Source organism: Streptomyces sp. NPDC057939 (assembly GCF_042887545.1).
Lineage (GTDB): Bacteria > Actinomycetota > Actinomycetes > Streptomycetales > Streptomycetaceae > Streptomyces.
Genome location: NZ_JBHVPG010000004.1, coordinates 30,204 through 56,464, shown reverse-complemented (window position 1 = coordinate 56,464; position 26,261 = coordinate 30,204). Strand labels below are relative to the sequence as shown.

Here is a 26,261-nt window from a genome sequence, read left to right as displayed (position 1 = left end):
GTCGGTTTTCAGTATGCGGCTGCGGGCGGGGCCGTACTTTCGCGGGGTTCCAGTCGGGGCAGCTCGCTGTCGCGGACGCGGGGCGCCGATCCGGCGAGGACGGCGAGGAGTTCCTCGGCCGCGAGCCGGCCGAAGCCCGCGGTGTCGCGGACGAGCGCGGTCAGCCGGGGGTGGGTGACCCGGCACAGCGCGGAGTCGTCCCAGGCCACGATCGACAGCCGGCCGGGCACGGCGATGCCGAGCTCGGCGGCGACCGCGCTGCCGGCCACCGCCATGACGTCGTTGTCGTAGACGAGCGCCGTCGGCGGCCGCGGTCGGGCGAGGAGCCGGCGGGTGGCGGCCGCGCCCTCGGTGTCGGAGTAGTCGGTGGTCACCGACTCCACCTGGTCCCGGGCGAGCCCGAGCCGCAGCGCCTCGGCGCGCAGCGAGGAGATGCGGCGGGCGGTGTGGGCGAGTCCGGGCAGGCCCGCGACGTGCGCGATCCGGCGGTGGCCGAGGGCGTGCAGGTGGCCCATGACGTCGGCCATGGCCCGGGCGTCGTCGGCCCGCACGAAGGAGAGGACCGGCCCGCCTGTGCCGGGCCGACCTGGGCGCGGGACGTCGGAGTGCGGGACGCCGGAGCGCGAGGCGTCGGAGCGCGGGACGTCGGAGCCCGGGACGTCGGAACGCGAGGCGTCGGAGCCCGGGACGTCGGAGCCCGGGACGTCGGAACGCGAGGCAGCGGAGTGCGAGGCCTCGGGGCCGACCTCGCCGAGGTCGATCCCGCCCGGGCCGATCCCGCCGGAGCCCAGGCCCTCGGCGTCGACCGTTCCAGAGGTGACCCCCGCGACGCCGGCCTCGCCGGCGTACGCCTCTCCGCTGCCGCCGATCACGACGGCGGGCAGGCCGAGCGCGGCGAGCAGTTCCGGCCGCGGGTCCCGCGTGCGGGGGTCGACGACGAGGACCCCGTCCACGCGGCGCTCGGCCCACCAGCGGCGGTGGACGGCGCACTCGGCCTCGATGTCCTCGACGACCTGGAAAAGGAGGGCCGTGCGGCTCGCCGCGAGCACCTCCTGGATGCCGGAGACGAGTTGCAGGAAGAAGGACTCGACGCCGAGGGTGTGCGCGGGCCGGGCCAGGACCAGCCCGACGGCGCCCGAGCGTTCGCCCGAGAGGGCACGGGCCGCGCTGTTGGGCTGCCAACCGAGTTCCTCCGCGACCTGCCTGACCCGGGCGCGGGTGTGGTCGGACACCCCGGGCCGGTCGTTGAGCGCGAAGGAGACGGCGCTCTCGGACACCCCGGCCCGGCGGGCGATGTCCTTGATGGTGGGTCTGCGGGCCATGCCTGCCTCATCCCTCGGTGCCGTGGACTTCGATGGGCGGACCGTACGCGATCCGACCCCGGGCGGGCTCCGCCGGCCACGGCCGCGGAAGTCGCCCGGGCGGTCGGACGATCGACTTGTTCTCCCCTCCCATTTCCCCGTTCCTTTCGGATCGACCTCATCCACTAAACCGCATTAGTCCCGACCTCCCCATCGGGCACGACCTCGCCGCCAACGGGCTCGGAACGCACGAGTCGCGGTGCGACGAACACCGACGATCCGCCCGTCGAGGCCCTGTTGACTTTCCCCGACGGCACACGGCAGTTTGGGGCGTCCGGTGAATTCCGCTGAACTCCGGGACTTTTCATGCCGCATGCCCCGCGCACGCTCCGCTTCGGCGCGAATTACACCCCGACCCGGGGCTGGTTCCACCACTGGCTGGACTTCGATCTCGACGAGGTCCGCGCCGATCTCGACTCGGTGGCCGAGCTCGGCCTGGACCACGTCAGGGTGTTCCCGCTGTGGCCGCTGTTCCAGCCGAACCGCACCCTGATCCGGCCGCGCGCCGTCGAACAGCTCGTCGCGCTCGCCGACGCGGCGGCCGCCCGCGGGCTCGACGTCGCGGTGGACGGGTTGCAGGGGCACCTGTCGAGCTTCGACTTCCTGCCGTCCTGGACGGCGACCTGGCACCGGCGCGGCATCTTCGACGACCCGGACGTGATCTCCGGGCAGGCGGAGTACCTGCGCACGCTGGCCTCCGCCCTCGCCGACCGGCCCAACTTCCTCGGCATGACGGTCGGCAACGAGATCAACCAGTTCGCCGGGGACCCGCACCCCGACCCCGACCGGATCACCCCTGCCCAGGCCGGCCGCTGGCTGGAACGCATGCTGGCCGCCTGCGAGGAGGGCGCCCCGGGCCGTTTCCACCTGCACGCCGAGTACGACGCCGTCTGGTACCGGGACGGGCACCCCTTCACCCCCGCCCAGGCGGCGCGGCTGGGCGCGGCCACCGCCGTGCACTCCTGGGTGTTCAACGGGACCGCGCAGCGGCACGGTCCCGCCGGGACGGCGACCGAGCACCACGCCGCCTACCTGATCGAGCTGTCCAAGGCCTGGGCGGTGGACCCGCACCGCCCGGTCTGGCTCCAGGAGGTCGGGGCGCCCGCCCCGCTGATCGGGCCCGAGGACGCCGTTCGGTTCGCCGAGGCCACCGTGGAGAACGCCCTGGACTGCCCCGAGCTGTGGGGGGTGACCTGGTGGTGCTCGCACGACGTGTCCCGCGAGCTCGCGGACTTCCCCGAGCTGGAGTACGGGCTCGGTCTGCTCACCAACGACCGCCGGGCCAAGCCCGTGGGCGCGGCCCTCGCCCGGATCGCCCGGCAGTGGCGTGGCCGTGCGCACCACCCCGCGCCCCGGTCCACCGCGCTCGTCCTGGAGGCGGGCCGGCTGCCGCGGGCCCCGGACCGTACGGTGTGCGCCCCGGGCGGCGCGTTCTTCGAAGCCTGGGCCTCGCTGACGGCCCGGGGGGTGCGCCCCGCGGTGGTCCTCGCGGAGCACGTCGGGGACTCGGCGTACCTGTCCGCGCGCGGCATCACCGACCTGCTCCGCGTACCCGAAGTGACCTGACCCCGGCCGGACCTGACGGCACCGACCCGTACCGCCGGCGCCGGGCGGACCCGGTCCCCACCGGCCGACCGCCACCGACACCGACACGGCACCGGCGCCGACCGCACGGACCGCTCAGCCCCACCACCCCGCCCAGCCCCGCGTGAGGAGACCCGCATGTCCGCGACCGACCCGGACGCAGCTCCCCGTACGTCCCCGGCACCCGACCCCCGCGTGCCCGGTGCGCCCCGCCCCGCGGCGACACCCGCCGCCCGGGGGCCCGCAAGGCGTACGGTGCTGGCCGCCGGGGCCCTCCCGCTCGCGGTCGGGGCCGCCACCCCCGCCCTGGCGGCCCCGCCCTTACCCCGTGCCGGCACCGACACCGGCCCCAACATCGCGGCCTCACCCGCGGCCCTCGCCCCGTACGCCTCCTACTGGTTCCCCGACTCGCTCCCCCCGGGCGAGCCGGGGCCCGGGATCGTGTGGCGGTCGTTGGCGGAGTGGAACCCCGAGTCGGATCCCGACCTGGCGCACAACGCGGCGACCGTCCCGCTCGCCCCGCGCTTCACCCCCGTGCCCCCGCACCGCGACGCCCGCGCGGGGCAGGCCCGCATCGCCTCGCTCGTCTCGTTCGGGCCGACCGCGGGGAACCCGTCCCAGGGGTCGGCGACGGCCGACTCGTACGCGCTCACGCACTGGGCGTACATCGACGAGCTGGTCTTCTGGGGCGGTTCCGCCGGCGAGGGCATCGTGCTCGCGCCGAACGCCCCGGTGACGGACGCCGCCCACCGCAACGGCGTCCGGGTCCTGGGCAACGTGTTCCTGCCGCCCGTCGCCTACGGCGGCGACCTGCGATGGACGCACGAGTTGGTGCGGCGCGACGCCCTCGGGCGCTTCCCCCTGGCGGAGAAGCTCGTACAGGTGGCGCGGACCCACGGCTTCGACGGCTGGTTCGTCAACGCCGAGACGGACGGCGGGGACAGTGCGCTGGCCTCCCGGGTGCGGGAGTTCCTGCGCGCCCTGCGCACCGCGGGCGCACCGCACGGCCTGCGCATCACCTGGTACGACGCGATGAACGCCACCGGCCGGGTCGGCTGGCAGGGCGCGCTGAACGCCCTCAACCAGGAGTTCTTCGAGGACCGGGCCGGAAAGGTCGCGGACACCCTCTTCGTGGACTTCCGCTGGACGGAACGGACCCTGGAGTCCTCCGGCGCACTCGCCGACCGGCTGGGCCGCTCCCGCCACGAACTGTGGGCGGGGGTGGACGTCGAATCCAACGGCCGTCACTCCGCCGTGCGTTGGGACGCGTTCGTCCCGCGCGGGCGCGACCACGTCGTCAGCTACGGCTTCTACCGGCCGGAGTGGACCCGCAACCACCTCACCGACCGCTCCCCCGGCGCGTTCCACCTGTCCGACGACCTGTTCTGGACCGGCGAGTCCCTGGATCCGTCGAGACCCGCACCCGAATCGGGCTGGCGCGCGCCCGCCACGGTCGTCGCCGACCGCTCCACCGTGACCGGGCTGCCCTTCGCCTGTTCGTTCAACACCGGCCACGGACTGCGCTGGTTCGAGGACGGCGAGGTCCTCGACGACGCGCCCTGGAGTCACCTCGCCCTCCAGGACCGGCTGCCGGGACGCCGGTGGGTGGTGGACACGACCGGTGAACGGCCTTCCGTAACCCTGGACTTCGCGGATGCCTGGCGCGGCGGTTCGAGCCTGCTCGTGGCGGGCCGGCCGGGCGCCCCGGTCGCCGTCGGCCTGCACGCCACCCGCCTCCCGCTGACCCCCACCACGGTCGCCGAGCTGGTGCACCGCACGGGGGCCTGCCCGGTCGACGTCGAGTTCGGCGTCGCCACCCGCGAGCCGGCCGCGCCCGGCGACCCGGTCCCGTACACGTGGCTGCGGGCGACGGTCCCGAGCGGCGACGGGGGCTGGCGGACCACCCGAGTGCCCCTGGGCACGCAGGCCGGGAGGACCGCGTACGCCCTCGCCGTACGGATCACCGGACGCGGGAACGAGCCCGTGTCCTGGCGGCTCGGGGCCCTGTCGGTACGCGACACCGCCCTTCCCCGGCACCCGGCCCCGCCCGCCCACCTGGAGGTGGTGGCCACGGCCCGGCGGGGGAACGAGGCGGAGCTCCGCCTGGCCTGGGACCGGGCGGTCGGCCCGGTCCGGCACTACGAGCTCCACCGCCTGCTCCCCGACGGCACCCGTCGTTTCCTCGGCGGCACCTGCGCCGCCGCCCTGTACGTCCCCTCCGTGACCCGGGCGGGCCCGGAGCGGGCGGTACTGCTGGAGCTGCGCGCGGTCGGGGAGACGTACGCGATGTCCGCGCCCGCCCGCACGGAGCTCCCCTGGTAGCGGCCGCCCGGGCACCGGGCCACCTGTTCGTCCGTGGGGCCGGGAAGCCGGGGATCCCGATCCTCAGGGGTTGTGCGGGTCCGTGCGCGGGACGGCGACCGTCACGCGCAGCCCGTGCGGCGGGTTCGTCTCGTAGGAGATGGAGCCGCCGCCGCCGGCGAGCAGGGCCCGCGAGATGGACAGGCCGAGGCCGGAGCCCTTGACGTTCTGGTGGCGGCCGCTGCGCCAGAAGCGGTCGCCGACGCGCAGCAGCTCGTCCTCGGTCAGGCCCGGCCCCCGGTCGGCGACGACGACGAGCGCGCTGCGCCCTGCCGCGGAGACGGAGACCTCGACCTCCTCGCCCGCGGGCGTGAACTTCAGGGCGTTGTCGATGACCGCGTCGAGCGCGCTGGACAGGGCGATCGGGTCGGCCCAGCCGGTGACTGCGGACCGGCCCGTCTCGGTGAGCCGTACGCCCTTCTCCTCGGCGTACGGCCGCCAGGAGGCGACCCGCTCGGAGGTCAGCGCCCCGATGTCGGTGAGGCTGATCTCGGCGGAGGCGTGTTCGGCCAGCGCGAGGTCGAGGAGGTCGTCCAGGACCTGGGTGAGGCGCTTACCCTCGGTCCGCACGGAGGCGATCTCCTCGTTCCCCTCGGGCAGTTCGAGGGCGAGCAGCTCGATGCGCAGGAGCAGCGCGGCGAGGGGGTTGCGCAGCTGGTGCGAGGCGTCGGCGACGAACGCCCGCTGCTGTTCCAGTACCTCTTCCACGTTGTCGGCCATCTCGTTGAACGAGCGGGCCAGTCGTTGGAGTTCCGGGGGGCCGCCGGAGGCCGCGACGCGGGAGTTCATGCGGCCCGTGGCGATGCCGTGGGCGGCGGCGTCCAGCGTTTGGACGGGCTTGAGGACCCAACTGGTGAGGCGCAGGGCGGCGCCGAACGCCAACAGCATGGCTGCGGCGAGTCCGGCCGTGATGAACAGCCAGCCCACCAGGATCCGGGAGCGCATCCGGTCGGTGGGCGATTCGGTGACGACGACGGCGACGACGTCCCCGTCGAGGACGACCGGGGAGGCGACGAGCAGCTTGCCGCGCGTCTGCCAGGGCCACACCTGACCCGGGTCGTGGCTGCGCCGCCCGGCGAGTGCCTCGATGAAGGCCCGGCTGCCTTCGTCATCGTCCGGCAGCTGCCACCAACCGGGCGCCCGGACAAGGGCGTTGCCGTCGCGGTAGAAGATGCCGACGCGGATGCCGTACAGCTCCTGGTAGCGGGCGAGTTCCTGCTGGAGGGTCTCCTGGCGTTCGTCGGCCCCGGTGGAGCCGGAGCCCTCGGCGTCGATGACGAACTGGGCGAGGGCCGCGAAGCGGGCGCTGTCGTCGATCCGGTCGACGACGACGTCCTGCTGCTGCCGGGCGGCCAGGCTGACGGCGAGCGGGAGCCCGAGGGCGATCAGGACGCCCGCCATGAGGACGACGAGGAGCGGGAGCAGCCGGGCACGCACGGCAGGCGCCCGCTAGGGCGCGGCCGGGGTGACGAGCCGGTAGCCCACCCCGCGGACGGTCTCGATGAGGGCGGGCAGGCCCAGCTTGGAGCGCAGCGAGGCCACGTGGACTTCGAGGGTGCGCCCGGTGCCCTCCCAGCTGGTGCGCCAGACCTCGCTGATGATCTGCTCGCGGCGGAAGACGACACCGGGCCGCTGCGCGAGCAGGGCCAGCAGGTCGAATTCCTTGCGGGTGAGGGGTACGTCGGCGCCGTTCACGCTGACCCGGCGGGTCGGCAGCTCGATGGAGACGGGACCCAGCAGGACCGCGGCCGGCGATCCCGTGGCGCCGGCGGTGGTCTCCTCGGAGGCGCCGGTGCGCCGGGCGACGGCGTGGATGCGGGCGAGGAGCTCGCCGGTGTCGTACGGCTTGGTGACGTAGTCGTCCGCGCCCATGTTCAGGCCGTGGATGCGCGAGCGGACGTCGGCCCGCGCGGTCACCATGATCACGGGCGTGCTGGTGCGCTTGCGGATCTTCCCGCAGACCTCGTAGCCGTCCTGGTCGGGCAGGCCGAGGTCGAGCAGGATCACCCCGTAGGGAGAGGCGCCGGGCGGGGATCCGGCCGTCAGCAGCGCCTGGAGAGCCTCCTCGCCGCTGCGGGCGTGGGTGACCCGGAAGCCGTGCCGGGCGAGGATCGCGGACAGGGCGGCGGCGACGTGGTCGTCGTCCTCTACGAGCAGCAGCCTCATGGCGTCCCCCTTTCCTGTTCACGACGTCCGGACGAAGAATGGCCCAACACGGGCCACCATGCATCCACGCCCATGAAGAGTCCCACGTCAAGGGGGTTCCGGTCCGGCGAGTCTTCCGTTATGCACCCGGTACGCGTACGGAACGCCCCGAGCCGGGCCACGCACGGAGCGTATCCGGGCGAGGCCGTATCGTTATGCTCAATTCTCCCTCAGATGTGATGACGCTGTGCGCGCCTCGTCACTACTGTCCTCCCAACCGACGGAGGACGGAGCAAGAAGCCGATGAGCGGAGTATCAGTGACCAAGGACGTTCAGGACGCGGCCGGTGCCGCGGACGGCCTGGTCGTACTGAGCAACGTCAACAAGCACTTCGGCGCGCTGCACGTGCTTCAGGACGTTGATCTGAGCATTGCCCGCGGTGAAGTCGTCGTGGTGATCGGTCCTTCGGGATCGGGCAAGTCCACGCTGTGCCGGACCATCAACCGGCTGGAGACGATCGACTCGGGCACCATCACGCTCGACGGGAAGCCGTTGCCGGCCGAGGGCAAGGAACTCGCCCGACTGCGCGCCGACGTGGGCATGGTGTTCCAGTCGTTCAACCTGTTCGCACACAAGACGGTGCTGCAGAACGTCATGCTGGGCCAGATCAAGGTCCGCAAGACGGACCAGGCGGCCGCCCGCGAGAAGGCGCAGTCGCTGCTGGACCGGGTGGGCGTCGGCTCGCAGGCCGACAAGTACCCGGCGCAGCTGTCCGGAGGCCAGCAGCAGCGCGTGGCGATCGCCAGGGCGCTGGCGATGGAACCGAAGGTCATGCTCTTCGACGAGCCGACCTCGGCCCTGGACCCGGAAATGATCAACGAGGTGCTGGAGGTCATGCAGCAGCTCGCCCGGGAGGGGATGACCATGGTCGTCGTCACGCACGAGATGGGCTTCGCCCGCTCGGCGGCGAACCGGGTCGTCTTCATGGCCGACGGAAAGATCGTCGAACAGGCCACGCCCGATCAGTTCTTCAGCAACCCGCGCAGCGACCGCGCCAAGGACTTCCTGTCGAAGATCCTGCACCACTGACGTTTCTCGTCCGGTAGTGATCCGTCCGACGGAGCACACATCCCGCTCGTCGCTCAACCACGTCTCACCCGAGGGAAGTTCACCATGAAGATCTCCAAGGTCGGTGCGGCCGCGGCCGTCGCCGTCGCCCTTGCCCTGACGGCGACCGCCTGTGGCGGCGGCAGCGGCGAGAAGGCTTCCGGCGATGCCGGTTCGTCCGGTGGCGCCAAGAAGGACAAGATCGTCATCGGCATCAAGTTCGACCAGCCCGGTGTGGGCCTGAAGACCCCGGACGGCAAGTTCACCGGCTTCGACGTCGACGTCGCGACCTACGTCGCCAAGGAACTCGGCTACCAGCCCGACCAGATCGAGTTCAAGCAGGCCATCAGCGCCGAGCGCGAGAACCTCATCTCCAACGGTGACGTGAAGCTGGTCGTCGCGAGCTACTCGATCAACGACAAGCGCAAGCAGCGCGTCGACTTCGCCGGCCCGTACTTCCTGGCGCACCAGGACCTGCTGGTCCGCACCGACGACAGCAGCATCACCAAGCCCGAAGACCTGAACAAGAAGAAGCTCTGCTCGGTCGCCGGCTCCACCTCCGCGCAGAACATCAAGGAGAAGCTGGCCCCTGAGGCCGACCTCAAGCAGGCGGCGGGCTACTCCGAGTGCCTGACCGGCCTGGAGAGCAAGTCCATGGACGCGCTCACCACGGACAACTCGATCCTGGCCGGCTACGCCGCGCAGGAGAAGAACAAGGGCAAGTTCAAGCTCGTCGGTCTGAGCATGAGCAACGAGAACTACGGCATCGGCCTGAAGAAGGGCGACAAGGACCTGCAGACCAAGGTCAACGCCGCGCTGAAGAAGATGGTCTCGGACGGCGCCTGGGAGGCGGCCGTCAAGAAGAACTTCGGCCCCGCCGACTACAAGAACGAGCCTGCCCCGCAGATCACCGAAGGCAGCTGATTCCCCGGTGAGGGGCGTCGCCGCCCGCCTGCCGCGGGCAGCGGCGCCCCTCACCGGCCACTCTGGGGAGAGCGCAGGGCAACGTGTTCGACTTTCTTGATTCCGGGCAGTACGACGTGCTCGGAGCCTTCTGGGTGACGGTTCAGCTCACCCTCTATTCGGCGGTCGGCTCCCTCATATGGGGAACCGTCCTGGCCGGGATGCGGGTCAGCCCGGTCCCGCTGATGCGCGGCTTCGGCACCACGTACGTCAACGTGGTCCGCAACACCCCGCTGACCCTGCTGATCATCGCCTGCTCGCTGGGCCTCAGCGAGACCCTGGGCATTTCACTGGGCGGCGAGACGTTCAAGGAGACCGGTTTCCGACTCGCGGTCCTCGGACTCTCGGCCTACACCGGCACCTTCGTGTGCGAGGCGCTGCGCTCGGGCATCAACACCGTGCCCGTGGGTCAGGCGGAAGCCGCGCGTGCGCTGGGCCTGAGCTTCTTCCAGGTGCTCACGCTGATCGTGCTCCCCCAGGCCTTCCGGGCGGTCATCGCGCCGCTCACCAACGTACTGATCGCACTCACCAAGAACACCACGGTGGCTGCGGCCATCGGCGTGGCCGAAGCGGCCCTGCTGATGAAGGACATGGTCGAGAACGAGGCCCAGGCACTCTTCGCCGTCTTCGGCATCTTCGCCCTCGGATTCGTCCTGCTGACCCTGCCCACCGGCCTGCTGTTGGGCTGGGTGGCCAAGCGAGTGGCGGTAAAGCGATGAACTCCGTGCTGTACGACGCCCCGGGACCGAAGGCGAAGTCCCGGAACTGGATCTACACCGTCGTCTTCGTCGTCCTGCTCGGCCTCGCCGTGTGGTGGGCACTGAGCCTCATGTCCGAAAAGGGCCAGCTCGAAGGCGAAAAGTGGTCCCCCTTCGTCACCGACAGCCAGGTCTGGACGACGTTCCTGATCCCCGGCCTGCTGGAGACCCTCAAGGCCGGCGCGATCGCCATGGTGATCGCGCTGCCGCTGGGCGCCGTGCTCGGCATCGGTCGGCTGTCCGACCACGCCTGGGTGCGCGTCCCCGTCGGCGCCTTCGTCGAGTTCTTCCGCGCCATTCCGGTGCTGATGCTGATGATCTTCGGCTCGGCCTTCTTCGTGCAGTTCACGCCGGTCTCCTCCGACATCCGGCCGCTGTACGCGGTGGTCGCCGGTCTGGTGCTCTACAACGCCTCGGTCATCGCCGAGATCGTCCGGGCGGGTGTGCAGTCCCTGCCCAGCGGGCAGTCCGACGCCGCCAAGGCGATCGGCATGCGCAAGGGCCAGACCATGGTCCACGTGCTGATCCCGCAGGCCGTCACCGCGATGCTGCCGGCCCTGGTGAGCCAGCTCGTGGTGATCCTCAAGGACACCGCGCTCGGCGGGACCCTGCTCGGCCTCGCGGAACTCCTCTCGATGGCCCGACAGATCTCCGCGAACTACAGCAACACCATCGCGACCTTCGTGGTGATCGCGCTGATCTACATCGCGGTGAACTTCGCCCTCACGAGCTTCGCGTCCTGGCTGGAGAGCCGGCAGCGCAAGTCGACGAAGGGCACCGGGGCGGTGGTCGGAGCGAACGAGGCGAACGACTTCGCCATCGGCAGGTCCACGTGACCCGACCGCGCCGAAGACCGCCCTCCGGTCTCCCGGCCCCCCGGGTCTGACATAGAGTCAGTCATAGTACGTAGCCCGCGTGGTGCGGCGGAACTCTTCCGCCGCACCACGCGGCGTTGTCGCGACGGGTGTCACTTGACGCGGGCACCTTCAGTGGGTTGCATACGTTCTGTGATCACATACCGGACATCGGGAGCCGCGCCATGGACCCGGTGATCGTCGTCGGCGCGGGGCCCGTCGGGCTGTCCCTGTCCCTCGCCCTGGCCGGCCACGGCGTACCGTCCGTCCTGCTCGACGAAGGGCCCGGCAAGGACGAGCCCAGGCCGGCCCGTTCCGTCGTGCTGCACGCCGACACGGCGGCCATGGCGCACCGCCTGGGCTGTACGACGCTGCGCGACGAGGGCGCGCGCTTCGCGGCCTGGCGCACCATGAGGCGCCGTCAGGAGGCCTCGCGGATCACCTTCGAGGAACAGCCCGCGCCCCTGCACCTGCCGCAGCACGCCCTGGCCCGCGGCCTGCGGGACGCGGCCGGCACGCACCCGCTGATCCAGTTGGTCACCGACTGCAAGCTGGACTCCCTGGAGCAGGACGAGCGCGGGATCACCGCGCACACCCGGGGCTCGGAGACCACCTGGTGGCGCGGCAGCCACCTGGTCGGCTGCGACGGCGCCCGCTCGACCGTGCGCAAGCTGCTCGACATCCGCTTCCCGGGCCGGACGGCGGTCGAGCGGCACGCCGTGGCCGCGCTCCGCGCCGAACTGCCCTGGCCCGGCGAGGCGTTGCTGCACCGCAACCCGCCGGCCGGTCCCGAGGAGGTCACCGCCCGGCCGCTGCCCGACGGCGTCTGGCGCCTCGACTGGCTGCTCCCGGCCCGTGGTGACCTGGTCACCCCGGACGCGCTCGTCACCCTGATCCGGGACACCCTGGCGGGATGGTGCGGGGGCACGACTCCCCCGTACGACCTGATCGACACCGGTGTGCACACCCTGCACCACCGTCTCGCCCGGCGCTGGCGCGACGGCCGGGCCTTCCTCGCCGGGGACGCCGCCCACCTGCTGGGCGCGCTGGGCACCCAGGGGGTCGAGGAGGGGCTGCGCGACGCCGAGAACCTGGCCTGGAAGCTGGCCCAGGCCTGGCACCAGGGGGCCTCCGAGGCGTTGCTCGACAGCTACGAGGACGAACGGCGCACCGCCGTCGCCGCCCGGCTGCGCGCCGCCGACCAGGCCATGCCCGCCCTGCGTGGCGGGGGCGGCCTGCGCACCCTGCTCCCCGGGTCGACGCGCTCCGCGCACACCCTGCTGACCGACGGCCACCTCGGCCGGGGCCCGCTGGGCGCGGAGCCCGTGTACGCCCCGCCGGTCGCCGTGCGCGAGGTGCCCACGGCGACGGAACCGGGCGGTCCGGTGGCGAACGTCCCGGTGACCGCCCCCGACGGGGCGACCGTCCCGCTGCGCGACCTGCTCGGCCGGGGCCGACTGCTGGTGCTGCTCGTCGCCCCGGGCACCGGCGTGTGGGACCGGCGGCACTGGGTGGGCGCCGGCCTGATGCCCAGGCTGGCCGCCGCGGTGAGCGCGCTGCCGGTGCGGGCCGAGTTGCTGGTCGCGGATTCCTACCCGGGCGCTCCGGCGCACACCGTGCTCCTCGTACGGCCCGACGGACACCTGGCGGCGACTTTCGCGGGTGTTCGACCGGCGGAACTGTACGAGGCGGCGGACGCCGTGCGCGGTGGTGCGCCGGAGCCCGTGGCAGCCGCCTCCACCACGCCTACAGCCGTGATCGATTGACCGTTCTCGGCAGCTCGTGGTTCACTCGCGGACATGACCGGCAACGACGTACGCCTGTGGCGGAGGGTTCACATGGACCTGCTCCGCTACGCGGGCTGCGTGTGTCGCCCTTCCTGCTGATTCGCCTTCCCTCCGCGCGCCCCGTGCCCTTCCGGGCCCGCGCGCACCTTCGCGAACTCCCAGGACGGTCATCACCCCATGTCTGCGCCGACGCACGCGCCCGCCCCCACGCACACCCCCACGCGCCTCCCCGCCCCCTCGGTCCCGTCAGGTCCGACGGCGGCCGAGCTCCTCGACTTCGCGCTGCGCACCGCCGCCGATCCGGCGGTCGTCGATTCGCTGCCCCTGGACCCGGAGGGCCGCACCTGGATCCGTCTGGAGGGGCCGGGCGGCAGTGAGGCCTGGCTGATCGGCTGGCCTCCGGGCACCGGCACGGGCTGGCACGACCACGCCGAGTCGCGCGGCGCGTTCGCCACCGCCCGCGGTCGGCTCACCGAGCACTCCCTGTCCGTGCGGTTGCCCTCCGAGGGGTGGCAGAGCCTGGAGCTGGCCGACGGGGTGGACCGCACCCGCACGCTGACCGCCGGGGCCGGACGCGGCTTCGGGGAGCACCACGTGCACGAGGTGCTCAACGAATCGGACACCGAGCACGCCGTCTCCGTCCACGCGTACTACCCGCCGCTGCCGCTGATCCGCAGGTACAGCCGCAGCGGGCCGGTCCTCACGCTGGAGCAGGTCGAGCGGCCGGCGGACTGGCAGTGAGCGCGCCCATCGGCATCGACGAGTACCTGGAGCGGGTCCGCGAGGGCTACGCGCGCGTCGACGCGCCGGCCGCCCACGAGGCCTCCCTGGCCGGGGCCCTGCTGGTGGACATCCGCTACCAGGCGCTGCGCGAGCGGGACGGCCTGATCCCGGGGGCGGTGGTCATCGAGCGCAACGAGCTGGAGTGGCGCCTGGATCCCCGGGGATCGCACCGCATTCCGCAGGCCACCGACCACGACCTCCAGGTGATCGTGATCTGCAACGAGGGCTACGCCTCCACCCTCGCCGCTGCCTCCCTCCACGCCCTGGGCCTGCACCGGGCGACCGACCTGACGGGCGGCTTCCAGGCCTGGAAGTCGGCCGGCCTGCCCGTCGCCGGGCCCTGACGGCAACGTGACGCCGGTCCGCGCCCCCTTCCTCGGGGCGCGGACCGGCGTCACTGCATCGCCACATCCATCACGTCCGCTGCTTGCGTCCCGTCCGTCACGCCTTGGACGTCGCCACGTCCACCGGCGCCACCCGCAGGGCGAACCGGCCGGGCACCGCGGTGGCCACCAGTGCCAACAACCCGGCCACCCCGACGACCAGCGCGTACACCGGCGCCAGCACGGCCGGTGCGACCGACCCGGTCATGCCCACGCTGAACGCGGTGAGGACGGACAGCGCGATCCCGGAACCGAGCACCACCCCGGTCAGCACCACGGCCAGGGTCTCCGTACGGATCATCCGCAGCACCTGGCGGCGCTTGGCGCCGGCCAGCCGCAGCATCGCGAACTCCCGGAACCGTTCGGCGGTGGACATCGCCAGGGTGTTGACGACCGAGACCGCGGTGAAGGCCAGTACGAGGCCCATGGCGAGGAGGTTGATCTCGGCGCCCGCCTCCTGCCGCTCGGCCCGCGCCGCGTCGGCGTCCGCGGCGGACAGCACCGCCACCCCCGGGTCCTCCTTCAGTGCGGCGGTCAGCCGGTCCCGTCCGGTTCCCGGCTCGGTCGCCACCAGCACGGCAGAGGCGAGCGGGTTGTCCATGTGTGCGGCCAGCAGGTCGTGCGGGAGGGTCAGGTCCCCGAAGCCGAGACCCCGCGCGTACACGGCGCGGACCGTGAGGGTCGCGGGCGTGCCGTCCCCGAGGGTCAGTTCCAGCGGGCTGCCGGGCTTCAGCCCCAGCTGCTCGGCGGCCAGTTCGCTGACGGCCGCGCCGTCCTCGCCGAAACCGTCCAGGCTCCCGCTCGTCACGGCCGGGTCCCAGGTGCGGGTCAGCCCGGCGGGGGTCACGCCCTGCGCCCCGTACTTGGCCAGGCCGACCCGCACCGACGTACGCACGACCTCGGTGGCCGCCGTGACCCCGGGCGTGTTGCGGATCCGCTCGGCGGTGGCCGGGCTCACGCCGGGGCCCTGCGCGGCGAGCACCCACGGGGCCCGGGTGCCCTCCCGCGCCTGGGCGCGGGCCGCGTCGCCGAGGGTCGGGGTGACGAAGAGCACGGTGCAGGTCATTCCGACGAGCAGCGCGAGCGGGGTGACGGCGGCGGCCATGCGGGTGGCGTTGCCGCGCAGGTTCGCGGTGGCCAGGTGACCGCCGGCGCCGGTCAGGCTCAGCGGTCCGGCGAGCAGTGCCGCCGCCGCCCGCACCAGCCAGGGCCCCAGCAGCGAGACCGCTCCGGCCAGCACCACCACGGCCAGGAAGGTCACCGGCGTGGACGCGGGCTCCGTGCGCAGCGATCCGAGCACGACGACCAGGACCGCCCCGCCGGCGAGCAGCAGCAGCCCGGCCAGGGTGCGGATCCAGGCGGGTCGTCCCCGTTCGACGGCGGCTTCCGCCAGTGCCTCGGCCGGCCTGATCCGGGCGACGCGCCGGCCGGTGATCCGGGCGGCGGCCCAGGCACCGAGGAGGCTCACCGCGACGGCTGCGACCATCGGGAAGATCCCGGCGGTGCGTTCCAGGGTCTCCGGGACGACCCCGGTGGCGACGAAGCGGCCGTACAACCAGGCGGCGAGGGGCAACCCGGCCGGCGCGCCGACGGCCCCGGCGGCCAGGCCGACGAGCAGCGCCTCACGGCCGATCAGGCTCCGCAGTTGGCGCGGGGTGGCGGCGATGGCCCGCAGCAGGGCGAGTTCGCGGTGGCGTTGCTGGACGGAGAGGGCGAAGGTGCCGACGACCACGAGGACGGCGACGAGCAGCGACGTGCCGCCCATGGCACCACCCATGGAGACCAGCTTGATCCGGGCGCCGGCGGCGTCGGGGAACTCGACCGGCCCCCGGGCGTCCCCCACGGCGACCCGTGCGGCGGCGGTCGCCGGGGTGGCCTCCAGGGCCCGCGTGATCCTGCCGGCGAGCTCCGCGGCGCTCACTCCGGGCACGGGCAGCACGCCGATGGCGGCGACCCGGTCGGCCCGGTCGGCGAGCCGCTCGGCCTCGGCGTCGCCGAAGAACAGGGCTCCCTGCCGGGTGAGGGCACCGCCGGCGGGCTGCGCCACACCGCTGATCGTGTAGGTCTTCGGCTCGCCGGTGGCCTGCACGGTGAGTCGGGATCCCGTCCTCAGACCGGCCCGGGCGGCCAGGGCGGCGTCGACGACGACCTCGTCGCCGCCCTGCGGGGCGCGGCCCTCGGTGAGCGCGAAGGGGGTGAGTGCGGCGGAGGTCCAGGCGTGGCCGTACGAGGGCGTGCCGCCGGACGCGGCCCCACCGATGGGCACGGCCTGGAAGGTGAGCTCGGGAACGACCCGCAGGGCTCCGGGGACGGCACGGACGGTGTCGACGGCCCCGGCGGGGAGCCAGGCCCGCTCGGCGACGGGCTTGGCCTTGTGCTTCGTCTTGGTCTTGCCCTTCTTCTCCGTGACCGTGGTCCGGTGGACGTTCTGGTCGGCGGAGACGACCACCGGTGCGGCCGCGTACCGCTCGGTGGCGATCCGGCCGCGGAGTCCGGTTTCCAGCAGCGTGCCGCAGGCGGTGATCAGGGCCGCGGCGCACACGAGGGCGACGAAGGCACCGAGGAAGCCGGCTGTCCGGTCCCGGACGGTCTGGAGGGCGTAACGCAGCATCATGCGGGCAACTCTGCCGCCGGGCCCGGTTCTTGACATTGGAGCGCTCCGGCGTCCCCACCCGGGGGCTACCCCCACCCCGGCCCGCCGGCCCGCGCCTCAACACCCCGCACGTCGACGCCCCGGGTCACCGGCCGTCGCGCTCAGCCCGCCGAGTAGCCCCGGTCGGCAGCGTTCATGGCGTCGTCGCCCTCGTCGACCTCCGCCTCCAGTGCGCGGCGGACCACCCGCAGGGCCATGCCCTCCGGGTACCCCTTGCGGGCGAGCATGCCCGCGAGGCGCCGGATCCGCTTGTCCCGGTCCAGGCCGCGGGTCGCGCGGAGCTTGCGCTCCACGAGCTCCCGGGCCGTCCGTTCCTCCTGCTCGGAGTCCAGCTGTTCCAGGGCCTCCTGCACGAGGGTGGTGTGCACCCCCTTGGTCCGCAGTTCCTGCGCGAGGGCCCGCCGGGCCAGGCCCCGGCCGCGGTGGCGGGACTCGACCCAGGCCCCGGCGAAGGCGGCGTCGTCGATCAGGCCGACCTCCTCGTACCGGGAGAGGACCTCCTGCGACACCTCCTCGGGGATGCCCCGCTTCTCCAGGGCGTCCGCGAGCTGCCGCCGGGTGCGCGGCATCCCGGTGAGCAGGCGCAGACAGATCGCCCGCGCCTGCTCCTCGGGACTCTGGGGCGGCAGTTCCTGGCGGCCTTCACGGCCGCCTCCGCCGCCCCTTTCCTGCTCCCGCACGGGTCAGCTCTTGGCGACGGCGGCCTTGGCCGGCGTCTTGGCCTTCGACGCCGGGGCGGGCACGGCCGCTGCGGCATCCGCCGGTGCGGCGGCACCCGCCTCGGCGGCGGCCGGGTCGACCTTGCGCACGCCCACGCCCAGCTTCTCCTTGATCTTCCGCTCGATCTCGTTGGCGAGGTCGGGGTTGTCCTTCAGGAAGTTGCGGGCGTTCTCCTTGCCCTGGCCGAGCTGGTCGCCCTCGTACGTGTACCAGGCGCCTGCCTTGCGCACGAAGCCGTGCTCCACGCCCATGTCGATCAGGCCGCCCTCGCGGCTGATGCCCTGGCCGTAGAGGATGTCGAACTCGGCCTGCTTGAACGGCGGCGCGACCTTGTTCTTGACGACCTTGACGCGCGTCCGGTTGCCGACCGCGTCGGTGCCGTCCTTGAGGGTTTCGATGCGGCGGATGTCCAGGCGCACGGAGGCGTAGAACTTCAGCGCGCGGCCACCGGTGGTGGTCTCCGGCGAGCCGAACATCACACCGATCTTCTCGCGGAGCTGGTTGATGAAGATCGCGGTGGTCTTGGACTGGTTGAGCGCACCCGTGATCTTTCGCAGGGCCTGGCTCATCAGGCGGGCCTGGAGACCCACGTGCGAGTCGCCCATCTCGCCCTCGATCTCCGCGCGGGGCACGAGCGCCGCCACGGAGTCGATGACGATCAGGTCGAGGGCGCCGGAGCGGACCAGCATGTCCACGATTTCGAGCGCCTGCTCGCCGGTGTCCGGCTGGGAGAGGATGAGGTTGTCGGTGTCGACGCCCAGGGCCTTCGCGTACTCGGGGTCGAGCGCGTGCTCGGCGTCCACGAACGCGACGGTGCCGCCGGCCTTCTGCGCGTTGGCCACGGCGTGCAGGGTCAGCGTGGTCTTACCGGAGGACTCCGGCCCGTACACCTCGATCACGCGGCCGCGGGGCAGCCCGCCGACGCCGAGGGCGATGTCCAGCGCGGTCGACCCGGTGGGGATGACCTCGATGGGGTCGTTCGGCTTGTCGCCGAGGCGCATGACCGCACCCTTGCCGAATTGCCGTTCAATCTGTGCGAGCGCGGCGTCGAGAGCCTTCTCGCGGTCGGTGCCTGCCATGGGTTCCACCCGATTTGCTTGAGTCGATCGCTTCACGCCATTGACGCTAACGCCTGCCACTGACAATGCGCTTCCACGCCGGGTTCGGCTGTGGATAACTCATCAGAATGGATGTTCGATTTCCCTGTCAAGCGCGCCACGCCCGCCCCACCCGCCCCGGCGCTCCGCGCCCGGCGGCCCCGGGCTCCGACCCCGCCGAGGACCCAGGGCGTCGTCCGCTTCCGGCGCCGCAGGCCATGGGAGACCACGACGACGGCGGCCGGCGGCCCCCGCAGGAGCATCGGCACACAACACGCATTCATGATCGATGCGGCCACGCCCTGCGGGCCCTCGGGGCCACCCGCCTCGGACGGCCAACCGCCCCGGACCATCTCCGTGGTCAGCGCGGTGACCACGAGCGCCCCCCATCGATGCGGGAACCACCGCGGCCCGGGGTCGCACGCGCCCGCCGCCCAGGAGCGGGATCCGGCGCGCCCGGCCACCTCCACGGAGCGCGGCACGACCGGGGCCGCGACCGTGGCCCCGGTCGCGGCGGGCAGCGTGTTCTCGCCGTCCCCCGCCGGCCGACCTCACCCGGACGGGGGAGCGGCCCTCCCCCTCGGGAGCCGCGCCCGGGGGCGGCCCGCCACCCGGCCCGGCGCCCGGCCGGCTCCGGAACGCGGGGTGCCCACAGCGGGGCGGGACCTACAGCGGAGCCGTGTGGTCCGCGGGGAAGGCGCCGCCGTGGCCGGGGACGATCAGGTCCGCCGCGGCCAGGACGCGGAGCCGGGAGGCGCGCAGGAGCCCGTGGTCCGGAGCCACCGGGTCCTCGACGGGCCCGTTGGGACGCCACCACAGGTCGCCCACGAAGGCGACGACGCCCTCGCCCGTGCCCGCCAGCAGCGTGATGTCCTCGCGGCTGTGGCCCGGGGTGCGGATCAGCCGCAGGGAGGGGGTGATCTCGTACCCCTCGGCGTCCCGGTCGGTCCACTGGTCGTGCCGGTATTCGGCCTTGTGGTCGTGGACGCGGGCCTCACCGAAGAGGCCGACGTTCATGGTGTTGTCCGGGTGGTGGTGGCTGAGCACCACGTCGGTGATGTCGTCGGGACCGAGCCCCAACTCGGCGAGCGGGCCGAGGATGCGGTCGCGGCCGGCCACCATGCCCGGGTCGACGATCACGTGGCGGTCCCCGTCGCGGACGTAGGAGACGGTGGCGGCGACGCCGGGCCCCGTCGAGAGGGTGTATCCGGTGGTCAGGATCGTGTACGTGGCGCTGCGGGCCTTCGGTGCGTCTGTCATGTGCACCATGCTCCCGGGCGGCTCGGGCGCCCACGAGTGGCAGTGATGCCAGTGATCGCGGGAATCGTGCCAACCCCCCTCCCGGCTGCGATACTTCCGGCGTGCCGCCCTTCGAGACCGTCGCCGCGTACGTACCTCCCGGGGCCGGCATGCTCGCCGTCGGCATCGTCACCGAGGTGTTCGGCCCGCACGGGCAGGGGCTGCCCGGCTTCGACTTCGCCCTGTGCGCCGACCGGCCAGGCCCGGTCCCCACCGACCTGGGCGTGCCGTTGACGGTGACGCACGGCCTGGACCGGTTGGCCGCCGCCGATCTGGTGATCGCCCTGCCGGGGGCCGGCTTCCGTACGCCGCCGGGTCCCGCCGTGCTCGACGCACTGTCGGCGGCGCACGGGCGGGGCGCGCTGGTCGCGGCCCACTGCGTCGGTACGTTCGCGCTCGCCGCCGCCGGGCTGCTCGACGGCCTGCGGGCCACCACGCACTGGCGGTTCGCCGCGCTGCTGGCGGACCGTCATCCGCAGGTGTCCGTCGAGCCCGACGCCCTGTACGTCGACGAGGGCCGGATCGTCACGGGCGCCGGCGCCGCGGCCGGTTTCGACCTGTGCCTGCACCTGCTGCGGCGCGAGCACGGCGCCGCGACGGCGAACGCCGTGGCGCGGGACATGGTGCTGCCCTCGCACCGCGACGGCGGGCAGGCCCAGTACTTGGCGGCGCCCGCCCCGGAGGACTGCCACGACGAGCGGCTCGCCGAGGTGCTGGCCTGGGTCCGGGAGAACCTGCACGAGCCGCTGCCCGTGGCGGAACTGGCCCGGCGGGCCATGATGAGCAAGCGGTCCTTCGCCCGCCGGTTCGCCGCCGCGACGGGCACGACGCCGCACGCCTGGCTGCGGGGCCTGCGGCTGAGCGGCGCCGAGGAGTTGCTGGAGACCACCGACCTGCCCGTCGAGGAGATCGCCCGTCGGGTCGGGTACGGCAGCGCGGCCGTGCTGCGCGAGCAGTTCGTGCGCCGCCGGGGCGTGCCGCCCCGTTCCTACCGCCGCTCGTTCTCCCGGACCCCGTGACCGTCCGGTCCACCCCACCGGCCACTGACAACCGAAGGTTGACACCCCCTGGGTGTCAACCTAGGGTTGCGCTCATGACGAACCCTTCCGTGGAACCCGTTCGCATGACCAACCCGGTACGCCTCGACGACCTCATCGAGGCCATCAAGAAGGTCCACACCGACACCCTGGAACAGCTCAGCGGCGCCGTCGTCGTCGCCGAGTCCCTCGGTGACGTGGCCGACCACCTCATCGGTCACTTCGTCGACCAGGCCCGCCGCTCCGGCGCCTCCTGGACCGACATCGGCCGCAGCATGGGCGTCACCCGCCAGGCCGCCCAGAAGCGCTTCGTCCCCAAGGCCGACAAGGAGGGCGAGCCCGGCCTCGACCCCAACGAGGGCTTCGGCCGCTTCACCCCCCGCGCCCGGAACGTCGTCGTGACCTCGCAGAACGAGGCCCGCGCCGCCGGCAACACCGAGATCCGCACCGAGCACCTGCTGCTCGGCCTGCTGTCCGAGCCCGACGGCCTCGCGGTGCACGCCCTGACCGCCCAGGGGGTCACGGCCGACGCCGTGCGCGCGGCGGCCACCGCCGCCCTGCCCGCCGCCGCGGCCGCGGAGACCGTCCCCGACCTCGTCCCCTTCGACGCCTCCGCGAAGAAGGCCCTGGAGCTCACGTTCCGCGAGGCCCTGCGACTCGGCCACAACTACGTGGGCACCGAGCACGTCCTGCTCGCGCTCCTGGAGCTGGAGCACGGCACGGGCCCGCTGAGCGGTCTCGGCGTCGGCAAGGACGCCGTCGAGGCCTGGGTCACCGACGCCCTGGCAGCCGTACTCGCCGCCCCGGACGAGACCGGGCAGTAGAGACGTCCGCGTGTTCCGTCAGCGCGTACCTCTTCACGTACGCGCCGAGGAACGCCTGCAACGTGGCGACGGCCGGGATCGCGATGAGCGCCCCGACCGCGCCCAGCAGGGCGGTCCCCGCGATGACCGAGCCGAAGGCCACCGCCGGGTGGATGTCGACGGTCTTCGAGGTCAGCTTGGGCTGCAGCACGTAGTTCTCGAACTGCTGGTAGACCACCACGAACCCGAGCACGTACAGCGCGTACCAGGGGTTGACCGTGAAGGCGATCAGCATCGGCAGCGCGCCCGCCAGGTAGGTGCCGATGGTGGGGATGAACTGGGAGACCAGCCCCACCCACACCGCGAGGGCGGGCGCGTACGGCACGTCGAGGAGCGCGAACAGGACGTAGTGCGCGACGCCCGAGATCAGTGCCATCAGGCCGCGCGAGTAGAGGTATCCGCCCGTCTTGGCGACGGCGATCTCCCAGGCGCGCAGCACCTCCGCCTGCTTGGCGGGCGGCAGTACGGAGCACAGGGCGCGCCGCAGCCTCGGCCCGTCGGCGGCGAAGTAGAACGAGAACAGGCCGATCGTCAGCAGCCTGAAGAGTCCGCCGAGCACGGTGGTCGACACGTCCAGCACGCCGGTGGCGCTGTTCTGCACGTACTTCTGGAGCCAGTCGGAGTGCAGCAGGCTGTCCTGGATCTCCAGCCGGGACAGCTCGGTGTGGAAGGTGTCGTTGATCGACTTGATCACCGAGTCGAGGTAGCGCGGGAAGCCCTCCACCATGTCGACGATCTGCCCCGCGAGCATCGAGCCGAGCAGGGCGAGGAAGCCGGCCGCGAACACGAACACCCCGAGGAACACCAGGAAGGTGGCCAGTCCGCGGCGCATGCCGCGCGCCGCCATCCTGGCCACGGCCGGTTCGATCGCCAGCGCGAGGAAGAACGCGATCAGGACGTTGATCAGCAGGCCGATCAGCTGGTGGAAGGCCCAGCTGCCGAGTTGGAAACAGGCGATGAGCGCCAGTACGAGGATCACCGCGCGCGGCAGCCAGCGCGGCATCCGCGCGTCCGCCCCGGCCGGGAGGGCGTCGGCGGGAGGACCGCCCGGCCGTCCCGGGTCGGCCGGCCACGGCCCCGCGCCGGGCGGACCGGCGGCCGTCACACCCGTGGGGGGCGCCGTGCCGGGGGCGTCCGCGGGCGGGTCGGTCGTCTCATCAGTCGCTGCCACGCGGCCAAGTCTCGCCCACCGGCGACCCTTACCGCGAAGCAGCGTCCCGGCCCCGCGATCTCAGCGCAGCGCGGCGGGCACGTCCATCGCCGAACACACCGCGCGCCACACGTCCTTGGCCTCCCAGCCCGCGTCCAGCGCCTGGTGGACCGTGCGACCGCCCAGCTCCGTCATGACGTGGTCCCGTGCGAAGGAGTCGGCGTAGCCGGCCCCGAAGTGGTCCGCCATCCGTTCCCAGAAAATCGTCAACCGCATGCCTCCAGTATCCCGCCCCGGAGAGTGCACCCGCTCCGTTCGTGCCGTGCGGCCCGGCCCCCGCGCCCTACGGTGTCACGCATGCCTGGAGACGAAGCTTCCACGCCGGCCCCATCGGGCCCATCGGCCCCACACGTCGCACAAGCCCCGCAGGGCCCGCCCACGGCTCAAGCCCCACAGGCCGCACAGGCCGCATCGGCGCTGCCGGCCCCGCTGGTCCGTGCCGAGCAGTTCATCTGGCTGACGGCCCGCGTCCTGGAGCAGCGCCGGTTCGCGTTCCACTTCCTCGGCGGGGAGGCCGACCCGGTGGACGCCGCCCTCGGCGCGTACCTCGGCGATGACGGCGGCTACGGACACGCCCTCGACCCCGATCTGCGCGGCCCGCTGAGCCAGCCGCTGCACACCGCGCACGCCCTGCGCGTCCTCGACAGCCTCGGCCGCTGCGCCGGGCAGCGCATCGAGCGGCTCTGCCGCCACCTGACCGGGGTGTCCACCCCGGACGGGGCGCTGCCGCTGGTCTTCCCGCCGCCGCGCCACTACCCGTCCGCCCCCTACCACCCCGTGCGCGACGACCCGCCGGGCGAGCTGCTGACCACGGGGCCGGTCGTCGGGCTGCTGCACCGCAACCGGATCTGGCACGCGTGGCTGTTCCGGGCGACGGACTTCTGCTGGGAGCGGGTGGAGAACCTGCGCCGGCCGCACCCGTACGAGGTCCGCAGCGCGGTGGCCTTCCTCGACGGCGCCCCCGACCGGGCCCGCGCGGCGGCGGCCGCGGACCGGCTCGGCCGGCTCGTGCGCGAGCGGCGGCTGGTGGTGCTCGACCCGGCCCGGCGCGCGGAGTACCCGCTCCCGCCGGGGTACGCGCCGGGCGAGCGGCTGTTCCCGTACGACTACGCGCAGCGCCCGGAGTCACTGGCCCGGAGCTGGTTCACGGACGAGGAGATGGGGCGGGCGCTGGACTTCCTGGCGGCGCAACAGCAGCCGGACGGCGGGTGGCCGGTGCTGCGCCCCGAGTGGGCGCCGGGCAGCTCGCTGGAGCGGCGGCCGATCGCCACCCTGGAGGCCCTGCTGACGCTGCGGGCGTACGGCCGGTCCCTGACGGGGGTCAGCCTGCCAGGGCCCGCACACCCGCGGTGACCACGACCGCCGCGCCGACCACGACGAGGAAGGGGGCCCGCAGCAGCAGGGCGGCCCCGGCGGCGGCGAGCCCGGCGGCCCGGGCGTCGAGGACGAGCTCGTGGCCGGTGCTGAAGGTCTGCTGGGCGGTGAGCGCGGCGAGCAGCGCGACCGGCAGGAGTGCGGCGAGCCGTTGGACCAGGGGTCGCTCCAGTGCCCCGGCGGGGACCAGCAGCCCGACGAGCTTGAGCGCGTAGCACCCGACGACGGTGATCCCGATGGCGATCCAGACGTTCACGAGCGGCGTCCCTTCAACCACAGAACGGCGGGGGCGGCCAGCGCGGCGATGAGCACGGGCACCCCGGCGGGCAGGAACGGCAGGAAGCCCAGTCCGAGGACGACGGCGAGCGCGGCGACGGCCCGCTCGGTGGCCGTCCTGAGCATCGGCGCGAGGAGGGCGAGGAACACGGCGGGCCCGGCGGCGTCCAGCCCCCACGCGGCGGTGTCCCCGATGGCCTCCGCGCCCAGTGCCCCGAGGAGGGTGGTGAGGTTCCACAGGACGTACAGGCTGATGCCGGTGACGGTGAAACCGAGCCGGGCCGACTTGCGGTCGGGCTGCGCGAGCGCCACGGCGGTGGTCTCGTCGATCACCCAGTGCGCGGCGAGGGGCCGCAGGAAGCGGGGCAGCGCGAGGAGCTGCGACAGCCTCAGTCCGTAGAAGGCGTTCCGGGTCCCGAGGAAGAAGGCACCGGCGGCCGCGGTGAACGGGTTGCCGCCCCCGGCCAGTGCTCCGACCAGCGCGAACTGCGAGGCGCCGGTGAAGACGAGCAGGCTCAGCACGCAGGCCTGGAGCAGGCTGATCCCGGCTCCGGCGGCGGTCACGCCGAACGCGAACCCGGACAGCCCGACGGCCACCCCCACCCCGAGCGCGTCCCGTACGACCGCGGCGCGCGGCCGTCCGTCGTCGTCGACCCTCCCGGGGGTCTCCCGCATCACCATCCGATGTTCTCCCACGCCCCGAAGGTACGCAGGCCGGGCCGGCCCCGTCTTGTACGTTCTTGCACGTCCGGCCCGGTACGGGGGCGCCTCGGCCCGCGCGGTCAGCCGGCCGCCCGTTCCCGTCGGTAGGCGCCCGGCGGGACGCCGACGATGCGAGTGAAGTGCCGGTTCAGGTGCGGCTGGTCGGTGAAGCCGACGGCGACGGCCGCCTCCGCCGGCACCGTCCCCCCGTCCAGCAGCAGGCGCGCCCTGCGGACCCGGGCGTCGGTCAGCCAGGCGTGCGGCGGCATGCCGTAGCGGGCGCGGAAGGCGCGCAGCAGGGCGAAGGGGCTGGTGCCCAGTTCGGCCGCGAGCTGCTCCAGCGAGGGCGGGCCCGCCATCCGCTCCGTGAGGACGGCCCGGGCCCGCTCGGCGTCGGCGGCGCCCGCGCGGCGCGGCGTACGGGCGGGCAGCGGGCCCGCGTGCCGGGACAGCATCCGGGCCACCACGCCCCGCAGGAGGGTGTCGGCGGCCAGCGCGTTGCCCTCCTCGGCGGCCCGGTGGACCTCGGTGATCGCCCGGGAGCCCGGGAGGTCGGTGATCAGCTCGGCGGTGAAGCCGGGCGTCCCGCGCAGGGTGCCGATCTCGGCGGCGACGTCGGCGATCAGGCTCCGGGACGGGTAGAGGGTGGCGTACGTCCAGCCCTCGGGGACACCGGCCCGGGCGGTGTGCGCGACCTCGGGGTTGATCAGGACGACACTGCCGGGCCCGGCCCGCACGGTGCCGCCGGGCAGGCCTATCTCCTCGACGCCACCGGTGACGGCGGCGATCACGTACCCGTCGTGGGCGTGGCGCGGAAAGGTGTGGCGCACGTAGCGGGCGCGCAGCAGGTCCAGGCCCGGCAGCTCCGCGTACTGCCAGTGCCGGGCCCACTCGCCGCGTCCCGCGTCCGTCCCCATCCCCCCATTCTGCGCCCGGTCGGGTGC

Annotated in this window: 25 protein-coding genes; 13 read left to right on the top strand and 12 right to left on the bottom strand. The window is 73.4% G+C overall.

Going from position 1 to position 26,261, the window contains the following annotated elements; translation table 11 throughout:
- Positions 1-8: 8 nt before the first annotated feature.
- Positions 9-1,322, bottom strand: a complete 1,314-nt coding sequence (locus ACFVS6_RS06450) for a LacI family DNA-binding transcriptional regulator (protein ID WP_389701199.1) — start codon at positions 1,320-1,322, stop codon at positions 9-11.
- Between the two features lie 345 nt (positions 1,323-1,667).
- On the opposite strand from ACFVS6_RS06450, the gene ACFVS6_RS06445 reads away from it, so the two are divergent.
- Positions 1,668-2,927 carry a glycosyl hydrolase gene (locus ACFVS6_RS06445; protein ID WP_389701197.1) on the top strand — a complete coding sequence of 420 codons (1,260 nt, stop codon included), beginning with the start codon at positions 1,668-1,670 and terminating at the stop codon, positions 2,925-2,927.
- A gap of 156 nt (positions 2,928-3,083) precedes the next feature.
- Positions 3,084-5,267 carry an endo-beta-N-acetylglucosaminidase gene (locus tag ACFVS6_RS06440; RefSeq protein WP_389701196.1) on the top strand — a complete coding sequence of 728 codons (2,184 nt, stop codon included), beginning with the start codon at positions 3,084-3,086 and terminating at the stop codon, positions 5,265-5,267.
- Between the two features lie 63 nt (positions 5,268-5,330).
- Here the strand turns inward: ACFVS6_RS06440 and ACFVS6_RS06435 are convergent, their stop codons facing one another.
- Both ACFVS6_RS06435 and ACFVS6_RS06430 read right to left on the bottom strand, forming a co-directional pair.
- Complete coding sequence (locus ACFVS6_RS06435; RefSeq protein ID WP_389701194.1) at positions 5,331-6,743, bottom strand: ATP-binding protein; 1,413 nt, start codon at positions 6,741-6,743, stop codon at positions 5,331-5,333.
- A 12-nt stretch (positions 6,744-6,755) separates the two neighbouring features.
- Positions 6,756-7,472, bottom strand: coding sequence for a response regulator transcription factor (locus ACFVS6_RS06430; protein ID WP_389701192.1), 717 nt, complete (start codon positions 7,470-7,472; stop codon positions 6,756-6,758).
- Between the two features lie 282 nt (positions 7,473-7,754).
- Here ACFVS6_RS06430 and ACFVS6_RS06425 point away from each other — a divergent pair, with 282 nt between their 5' ends.
- The 8 genes from ACFVS6_RS06425 (at position 7,755) to ACFVS6_RS06390 (ending at position 14,047) form a co-directional block, all read left to right on the top strand.
- Positions 7,755-8,540 carry an amino acid ABC transporter ATP-binding protein gene (locus ACFVS6_RS06425; protein WP_281204886.1) on the top strand — a complete coding sequence of 262 codons (786 nt, stop codon included), beginning with the start codon at positions 7,755-7,757 and terminating at the stop codon, positions 8,538-8,540.
- An 84-nt stretch (positions 8,541-8,624) separates the two neighbouring features.
- Positions 8,625-9,482, top strand: coding sequence for a glutamate ABC transporter substrate-binding protein (locus ACFVS6_RS06420; protein ID WP_389701189.1), 858 nt, complete (start codon positions 8,625-8,627; stop codon positions 9,480-9,482).
- Positions 9,483-9,565: 83 nt separating this feature from the next.
- Positions 9,566-10,240 (top strand): amino acid ABC transporter permease, encoded by a 675-nt coding sequence (locus ACFVS6_RS06415; protein ID WP_319195874.1) that lies wholly within the window; start codon positions 9,566-9,568, stop codon positions 10,238-10,240.
- Positions 10,237-11,115: an amino acid ABC transporter permease gene (locus ACFVS6_RS06410; RefSeq protein ID WP_389701187.1), complete on the top strand. Its 879-nt coding sequence runs from the start codon at positions 10,237-10,239 to the stop codon at positions 11,113-11,115. Before ACFVS6_RS06415 ends, ACFVS6_RS06410 begins: the two co-directional genes overlap by 4 nt.
- A gap of 203 nt (positions 11,116-11,318) precedes the next feature.
- Positions 11,319-12,899, top strand: coding sequence for an FAD-dependent oxidoreductase (locus ACFVS6_RS06405; RefSeq protein WP_389701185.1), 1,581 nt, complete (start codon positions 11,319-11,321; stop codon positions 12,897-12,899).
- Between the two features lie 33 nt (positions 12,900-12,932).
- Positions 12,933-13,019 (top strand): putative leader peptide, encoded by an 87-nt coding sequence (locus ACFVS6_RS06400; RefSeq protein WP_311318651.1) that lies wholly within the window; start codon positions 12,933-12,935, stop codon positions 13,017-13,019.
- Positions 13,020-13,097: 78 nt separating this feature from the next.
- Positions 13,098-13,661: a cysteine dioxygenase gene (locus ACFVS6_RS06395; protein WP_389701183.1), complete on the top strand. Its 564-nt coding sequence runs from the start codon at positions 13,098-13,100 to the stop codon at positions 13,659-13,661.
- The gene (locus ACFVS6_RS06390) at positions 13,658-14,047 is read left to right on the top strand and encodes a rhodanese-like domain-containing protein (RefSeq protein WP_389701181.1); all 390 of its coding nucleotides are present in this window, start codon (positions 13,658-13,660) and stop codon (positions 14,045-14,047) included. Before ACFVS6_RS06395 ends, ACFVS6_RS06390 begins: the two co-directional genes overlap by 4 nt.
- A 97-nt stretch (positions 14,048-14,144) precedes the next feature.
- Here the strand turns inward: ACFVS6_RS06390 and ACFVS6_RS06385 are convergent, their stop codons facing one another.
- The 4 genes from ACFVS6_RS06385 to ACFVS6_RS06370 form a co-directional block, all read right to left on the bottom strand.
- A complete protein-coding gene (locus tag ACFVS6_RS06385) occupies positions 14,145-16,700 on the bottom strand; it encodes an FtsX-like permease family protein (protein WP_389701179.1) in 2,556 nt (851 codons plus the stop codon).
- 140 nt (positions 16,701-16,840) lie between these two features.
- Positions 16,841-17,419 (bottom strand): recombination regulator RecX, encoded by a 579-nt coding sequence (recX, locus tag ACFVS6_RS06380; protein WP_389701177.1) that lies wholly within the window; start codon positions 17,417-17,419, stop codon positions 16,841-16,843.
- Positions 17,420-17,422: 3 nt separating this feature from the next.
- Entirely contained in the window at positions 17,423-18,538 is a 1,116-nt protein-coding gene (gene recA / locus ACFVS6_RS06375) for a recombinase RecA (RefSeq protein WP_389701175.1), read from the bottom strand.
- Positions 18,539-19,222: 684 nt separating this feature from the next.
- The gene (locus ACFVS6_RS06370; protein ID WP_389701173.1) at positions 19,223-19,816 is read right to left on the bottom strand and encodes an MBL fold metallo-hydrolase; all 594 of its coding nucleotides are present in this window, start codon (positions 19,814-19,816) and stop codon (positions 19,223-19,225) included.
- Between the two features lie 149 nt (positions 19,817-19,965).
- Here ACFVS6_RS06370 and ACFVS6_RS06365 point away from each other — a divergent pair, with 149 nt between their 5' ends.
- Positions 19,966-20,874: a GlxA family transcriptional regulator gene (locus tag ACFVS6_RS06365; protein WP_389701597.1), complete on the top strand. Its 909-nt coding sequence runs from the start codon at positions 19,966-19,968 to the stop codon at positions 20,872-20,874.
- Between the two features lie 74 nt (positions 20,875-20,948).
- Positions 20,949-21,716 carry a Clp protease N-terminal domain-containing protein gene (locus tag ACFVS6_RS06360; protein WP_389701171.1) on the top strand — a complete coding sequence of 256 codons (768 nt, stop codon included), beginning with the start codon at positions 20,949-20,951 and terminating at the stop codon, positions 21,714-21,716.
- Here the strand turns inward: ACFVS6_RS06360 and ACFVS6_RS06355 are convergent.
- Entirely contained in the window at positions 21,664-22,758 is a 1,095-nt protein-coding gene (locus ACFVS6_RS06355; RefSeq protein WP_389701595.1) for an AI-2E family transporter, read from the bottom strand. The genes ACFVS6_RS06360 and ACFVS6_RS06355 overlap by 53 nt on opposite strands.
- Before the next feature lie 228 nt (positions 22,759-22,986).
- On the bottom strand, positions 22,987-23,181 hold the full coding sequence (locus tag ACFVS6_RS06350) for a DUF3046 domain-containing protein (protein ID WP_389701169.1): 195 nt from the start codon (positions 23,179-23,181) through the stop codon (positions 22,987-22,989).
- 81 nt (positions 23,182-23,262) lie between these two features.
- Between ACFVS6_RS06350 and ACFVS6_RS06345 the strand changes: the two genes are divergently transcribed.
- Positions 23,263-24,318, top strand: a complete 1,056-nt coding sequence (locus ACFVS6_RS06345; RefSeq protein WP_389701167.1) for a hypothetical protein — start codon at positions 23,263-23,265, stop codon at positions 24,316-24,318.
- On the opposite strand, the gene ACFVS6_RS06340 is transcribed toward ACFVS6_RS06345, so the two are convergent.
- The 3 genes from ACFVS6_RS06340 to ACFVS6_RS06330 all read right to left on the bottom strand — a co-directional run bounded on the left by ACFVS6_RS06340 (position 24,287) and on the right by ACFVS6_RS06330 (position 26,234).
- Complete coding sequence (locus ACFVS6_RS06340) at positions 24,287-24,595, bottom strand: AzlD domain-containing protein (RefSeq protein WP_281208991.1); 309 nt, start codon at positions 24,593-24,595, stop codon at positions 24,287-24,289. The two genes, ACFVS6_RS06345 and ACFVS6_RS06340, sit on opposite strands and share 32 nt — an antisense overlap.
- Complete coding sequence (locus ACFVS6_RS06335) at positions 24,592-25,296, bottom strand: AzlC family ABC transporter permease (protein WP_389701593.1); 705 nt, start codon at positions 25,294-25,296, stop codon at positions 24,592-24,594. Before ACFVS6_RS06335 ends, ACFVS6_RS06340 begins: the two co-directional genes overlap by 4 nt.
- Positions 25,297-25,397: 101 nt before the next feature.
- Positions 25,398-26,234 carry an AraC family transcriptional regulator gene (locus ACFVS6_RS06330; RefSeq protein WP_389701165.1) on the bottom strand — a complete coding sequence of 279 codons (837 nt, stop codon included), beginning with the start codon at positions 26,232-26,234 and terminating at the stop codon, positions 25,398-25,400.
- Between the last annotated feature and the right edge of the window lie 27 nt (positions 26,235-26,261).

Coding starts and splice junctions, on each gene's coding strand:
- ACFVS6_RS06360 (WP_389701171.1), top strand. CDS start 20,949: ATGACGAACCCTTCCGTGGAACCCGTTCGCATGACCAACCCGGTACGC.
- ACFVS6_RS06330 (WP_389701165.1), bottom strand. CDS start 26,234: ATGGGGACGGACGCGGGACGCGGCGAGTGGGCCCGGCACTGGCAGTAC.
- ACFVS6_RS06395 (WP_389701183.1), top strand. CDS start 13,098: ATGTCTGCGCCGACGCACGCGCCCGCCCCCACGCACACCCCCACGCGC.
- ACFVS6_RS06445 (WP_389701197.1), top strand. CDS start 1,668: ATGCCGCATGCCCCGCGCACGCTCCGCTTCGGCGCGAATTACACCCCG.
- ACFVS6_RS06450 (WP_389701199.1), bottom strand. CDS start 1,322: ATGGCCCGCAGACCCACCATCAAGGACATCGCCCGCCGGGCCGGGGTG.
- ACFVS6_RS06350 (WP_389701169.1), bottom strand. CDS start 23,181: ATGCGGTTGACGATTTTCTGGGAACGGATGGCGGACCACTTCGGGGCC.
- ACFVS6_RS06425 (WP_281204886.1), top strand. CDS start 7,755: ATGAGCGGAGTATCAGTGACCAAGGACGTTCAGGACGCGGCCGGTGCC.
- ACFVS6_RS06405 (WP_389701185.1), top strand. CDS start 11,319: ATGGACCCGGTGATCGTCGTCGGCGCGGGGCCCGTCGGGCTGTCCCTG.
- ACFVS6_RS06410 (WP_389701187.1), top strand. CDS start 10,237: ATGAACTCCGTGCTGTACGACGCCCCGGGACCGAAGGCGAAGTCCCGG.
- recA (WP_389701175.1), bottom strand. CDS start 18,538: ATGGCAGGCACCGACCGCGAGAAGGCTCTCGACGCCGCGCTCGCACAG.
- ACFVS6_RS06370 (WP_389701173.1), bottom strand. CDS start 19,816: ATGACAGACGCACCGAAGGCCCGCAGCGCCACGTACACGATCCTGACC.
- ACFVS6_RS06345 (WP_389701167.1), top strand. CDS start 23,263: ATGCCTGGAGACGAAGCTTCCACGCCGGCCCCATCGGGCCCATCGGCC.
- ACFVS6_RS06335 (WP_389701593.1), bottom strand. CDS start 25,296: ATGGTGATGCGGGAGACCCCCGGGAGGGTCGACGACGACGGACGGCCG.
- ACFVS6_RS06400 (WP_311318651.1), top strand. CDS start 12,933: ATGACCGGCAACGACGTACGCCTGTGGCGGAGGGTTCACATGGACCTG.
- ACFVS6_RS06355 (WP_389701595.1), bottom strand. CDS start 22,758: ATGCCGCGCTGGCTGCCGCGCGCGGTGATCCTCGTACTGGCGCTCATC.
- ACFVS6_RS06385 (WP_389701179.1), bottom strand. CDS start 16,700: ATGATGCTGCGTTACGCCCTCCAGACCGTCCGGGACCGGACAGCCGGC.
- ACFVS6_RS06430 (WP_389701192.1), bottom strand. CDS start 7,472: ATGAGGCTGCTGCTCGTAGAGGACGACGACCACGTCGCCGCCGCCCTG.
- ACFVS6_RS06440 (WP_389701196.1), top strand. CDS start 3,084: ATGTCCGCGACCGACCCGGACGCAGCTCCCCGTACGTCCCCGGCACCC.
- ACFVS6_RS06365 (WP_389701597.1), top strand. CDS start 19,966: ATGCTCGCCGTCGGCATCGTCACCGAGGTGTTCGGCCCGCACGGGCAG.
- ACFVS6_RS06420 (WP_389701189.1), top strand. CDS start 8,625: ATGAAGATCTCCAAGGTCGGTGCGGCCGCGGCCGTCGCCGTCGCCCTT.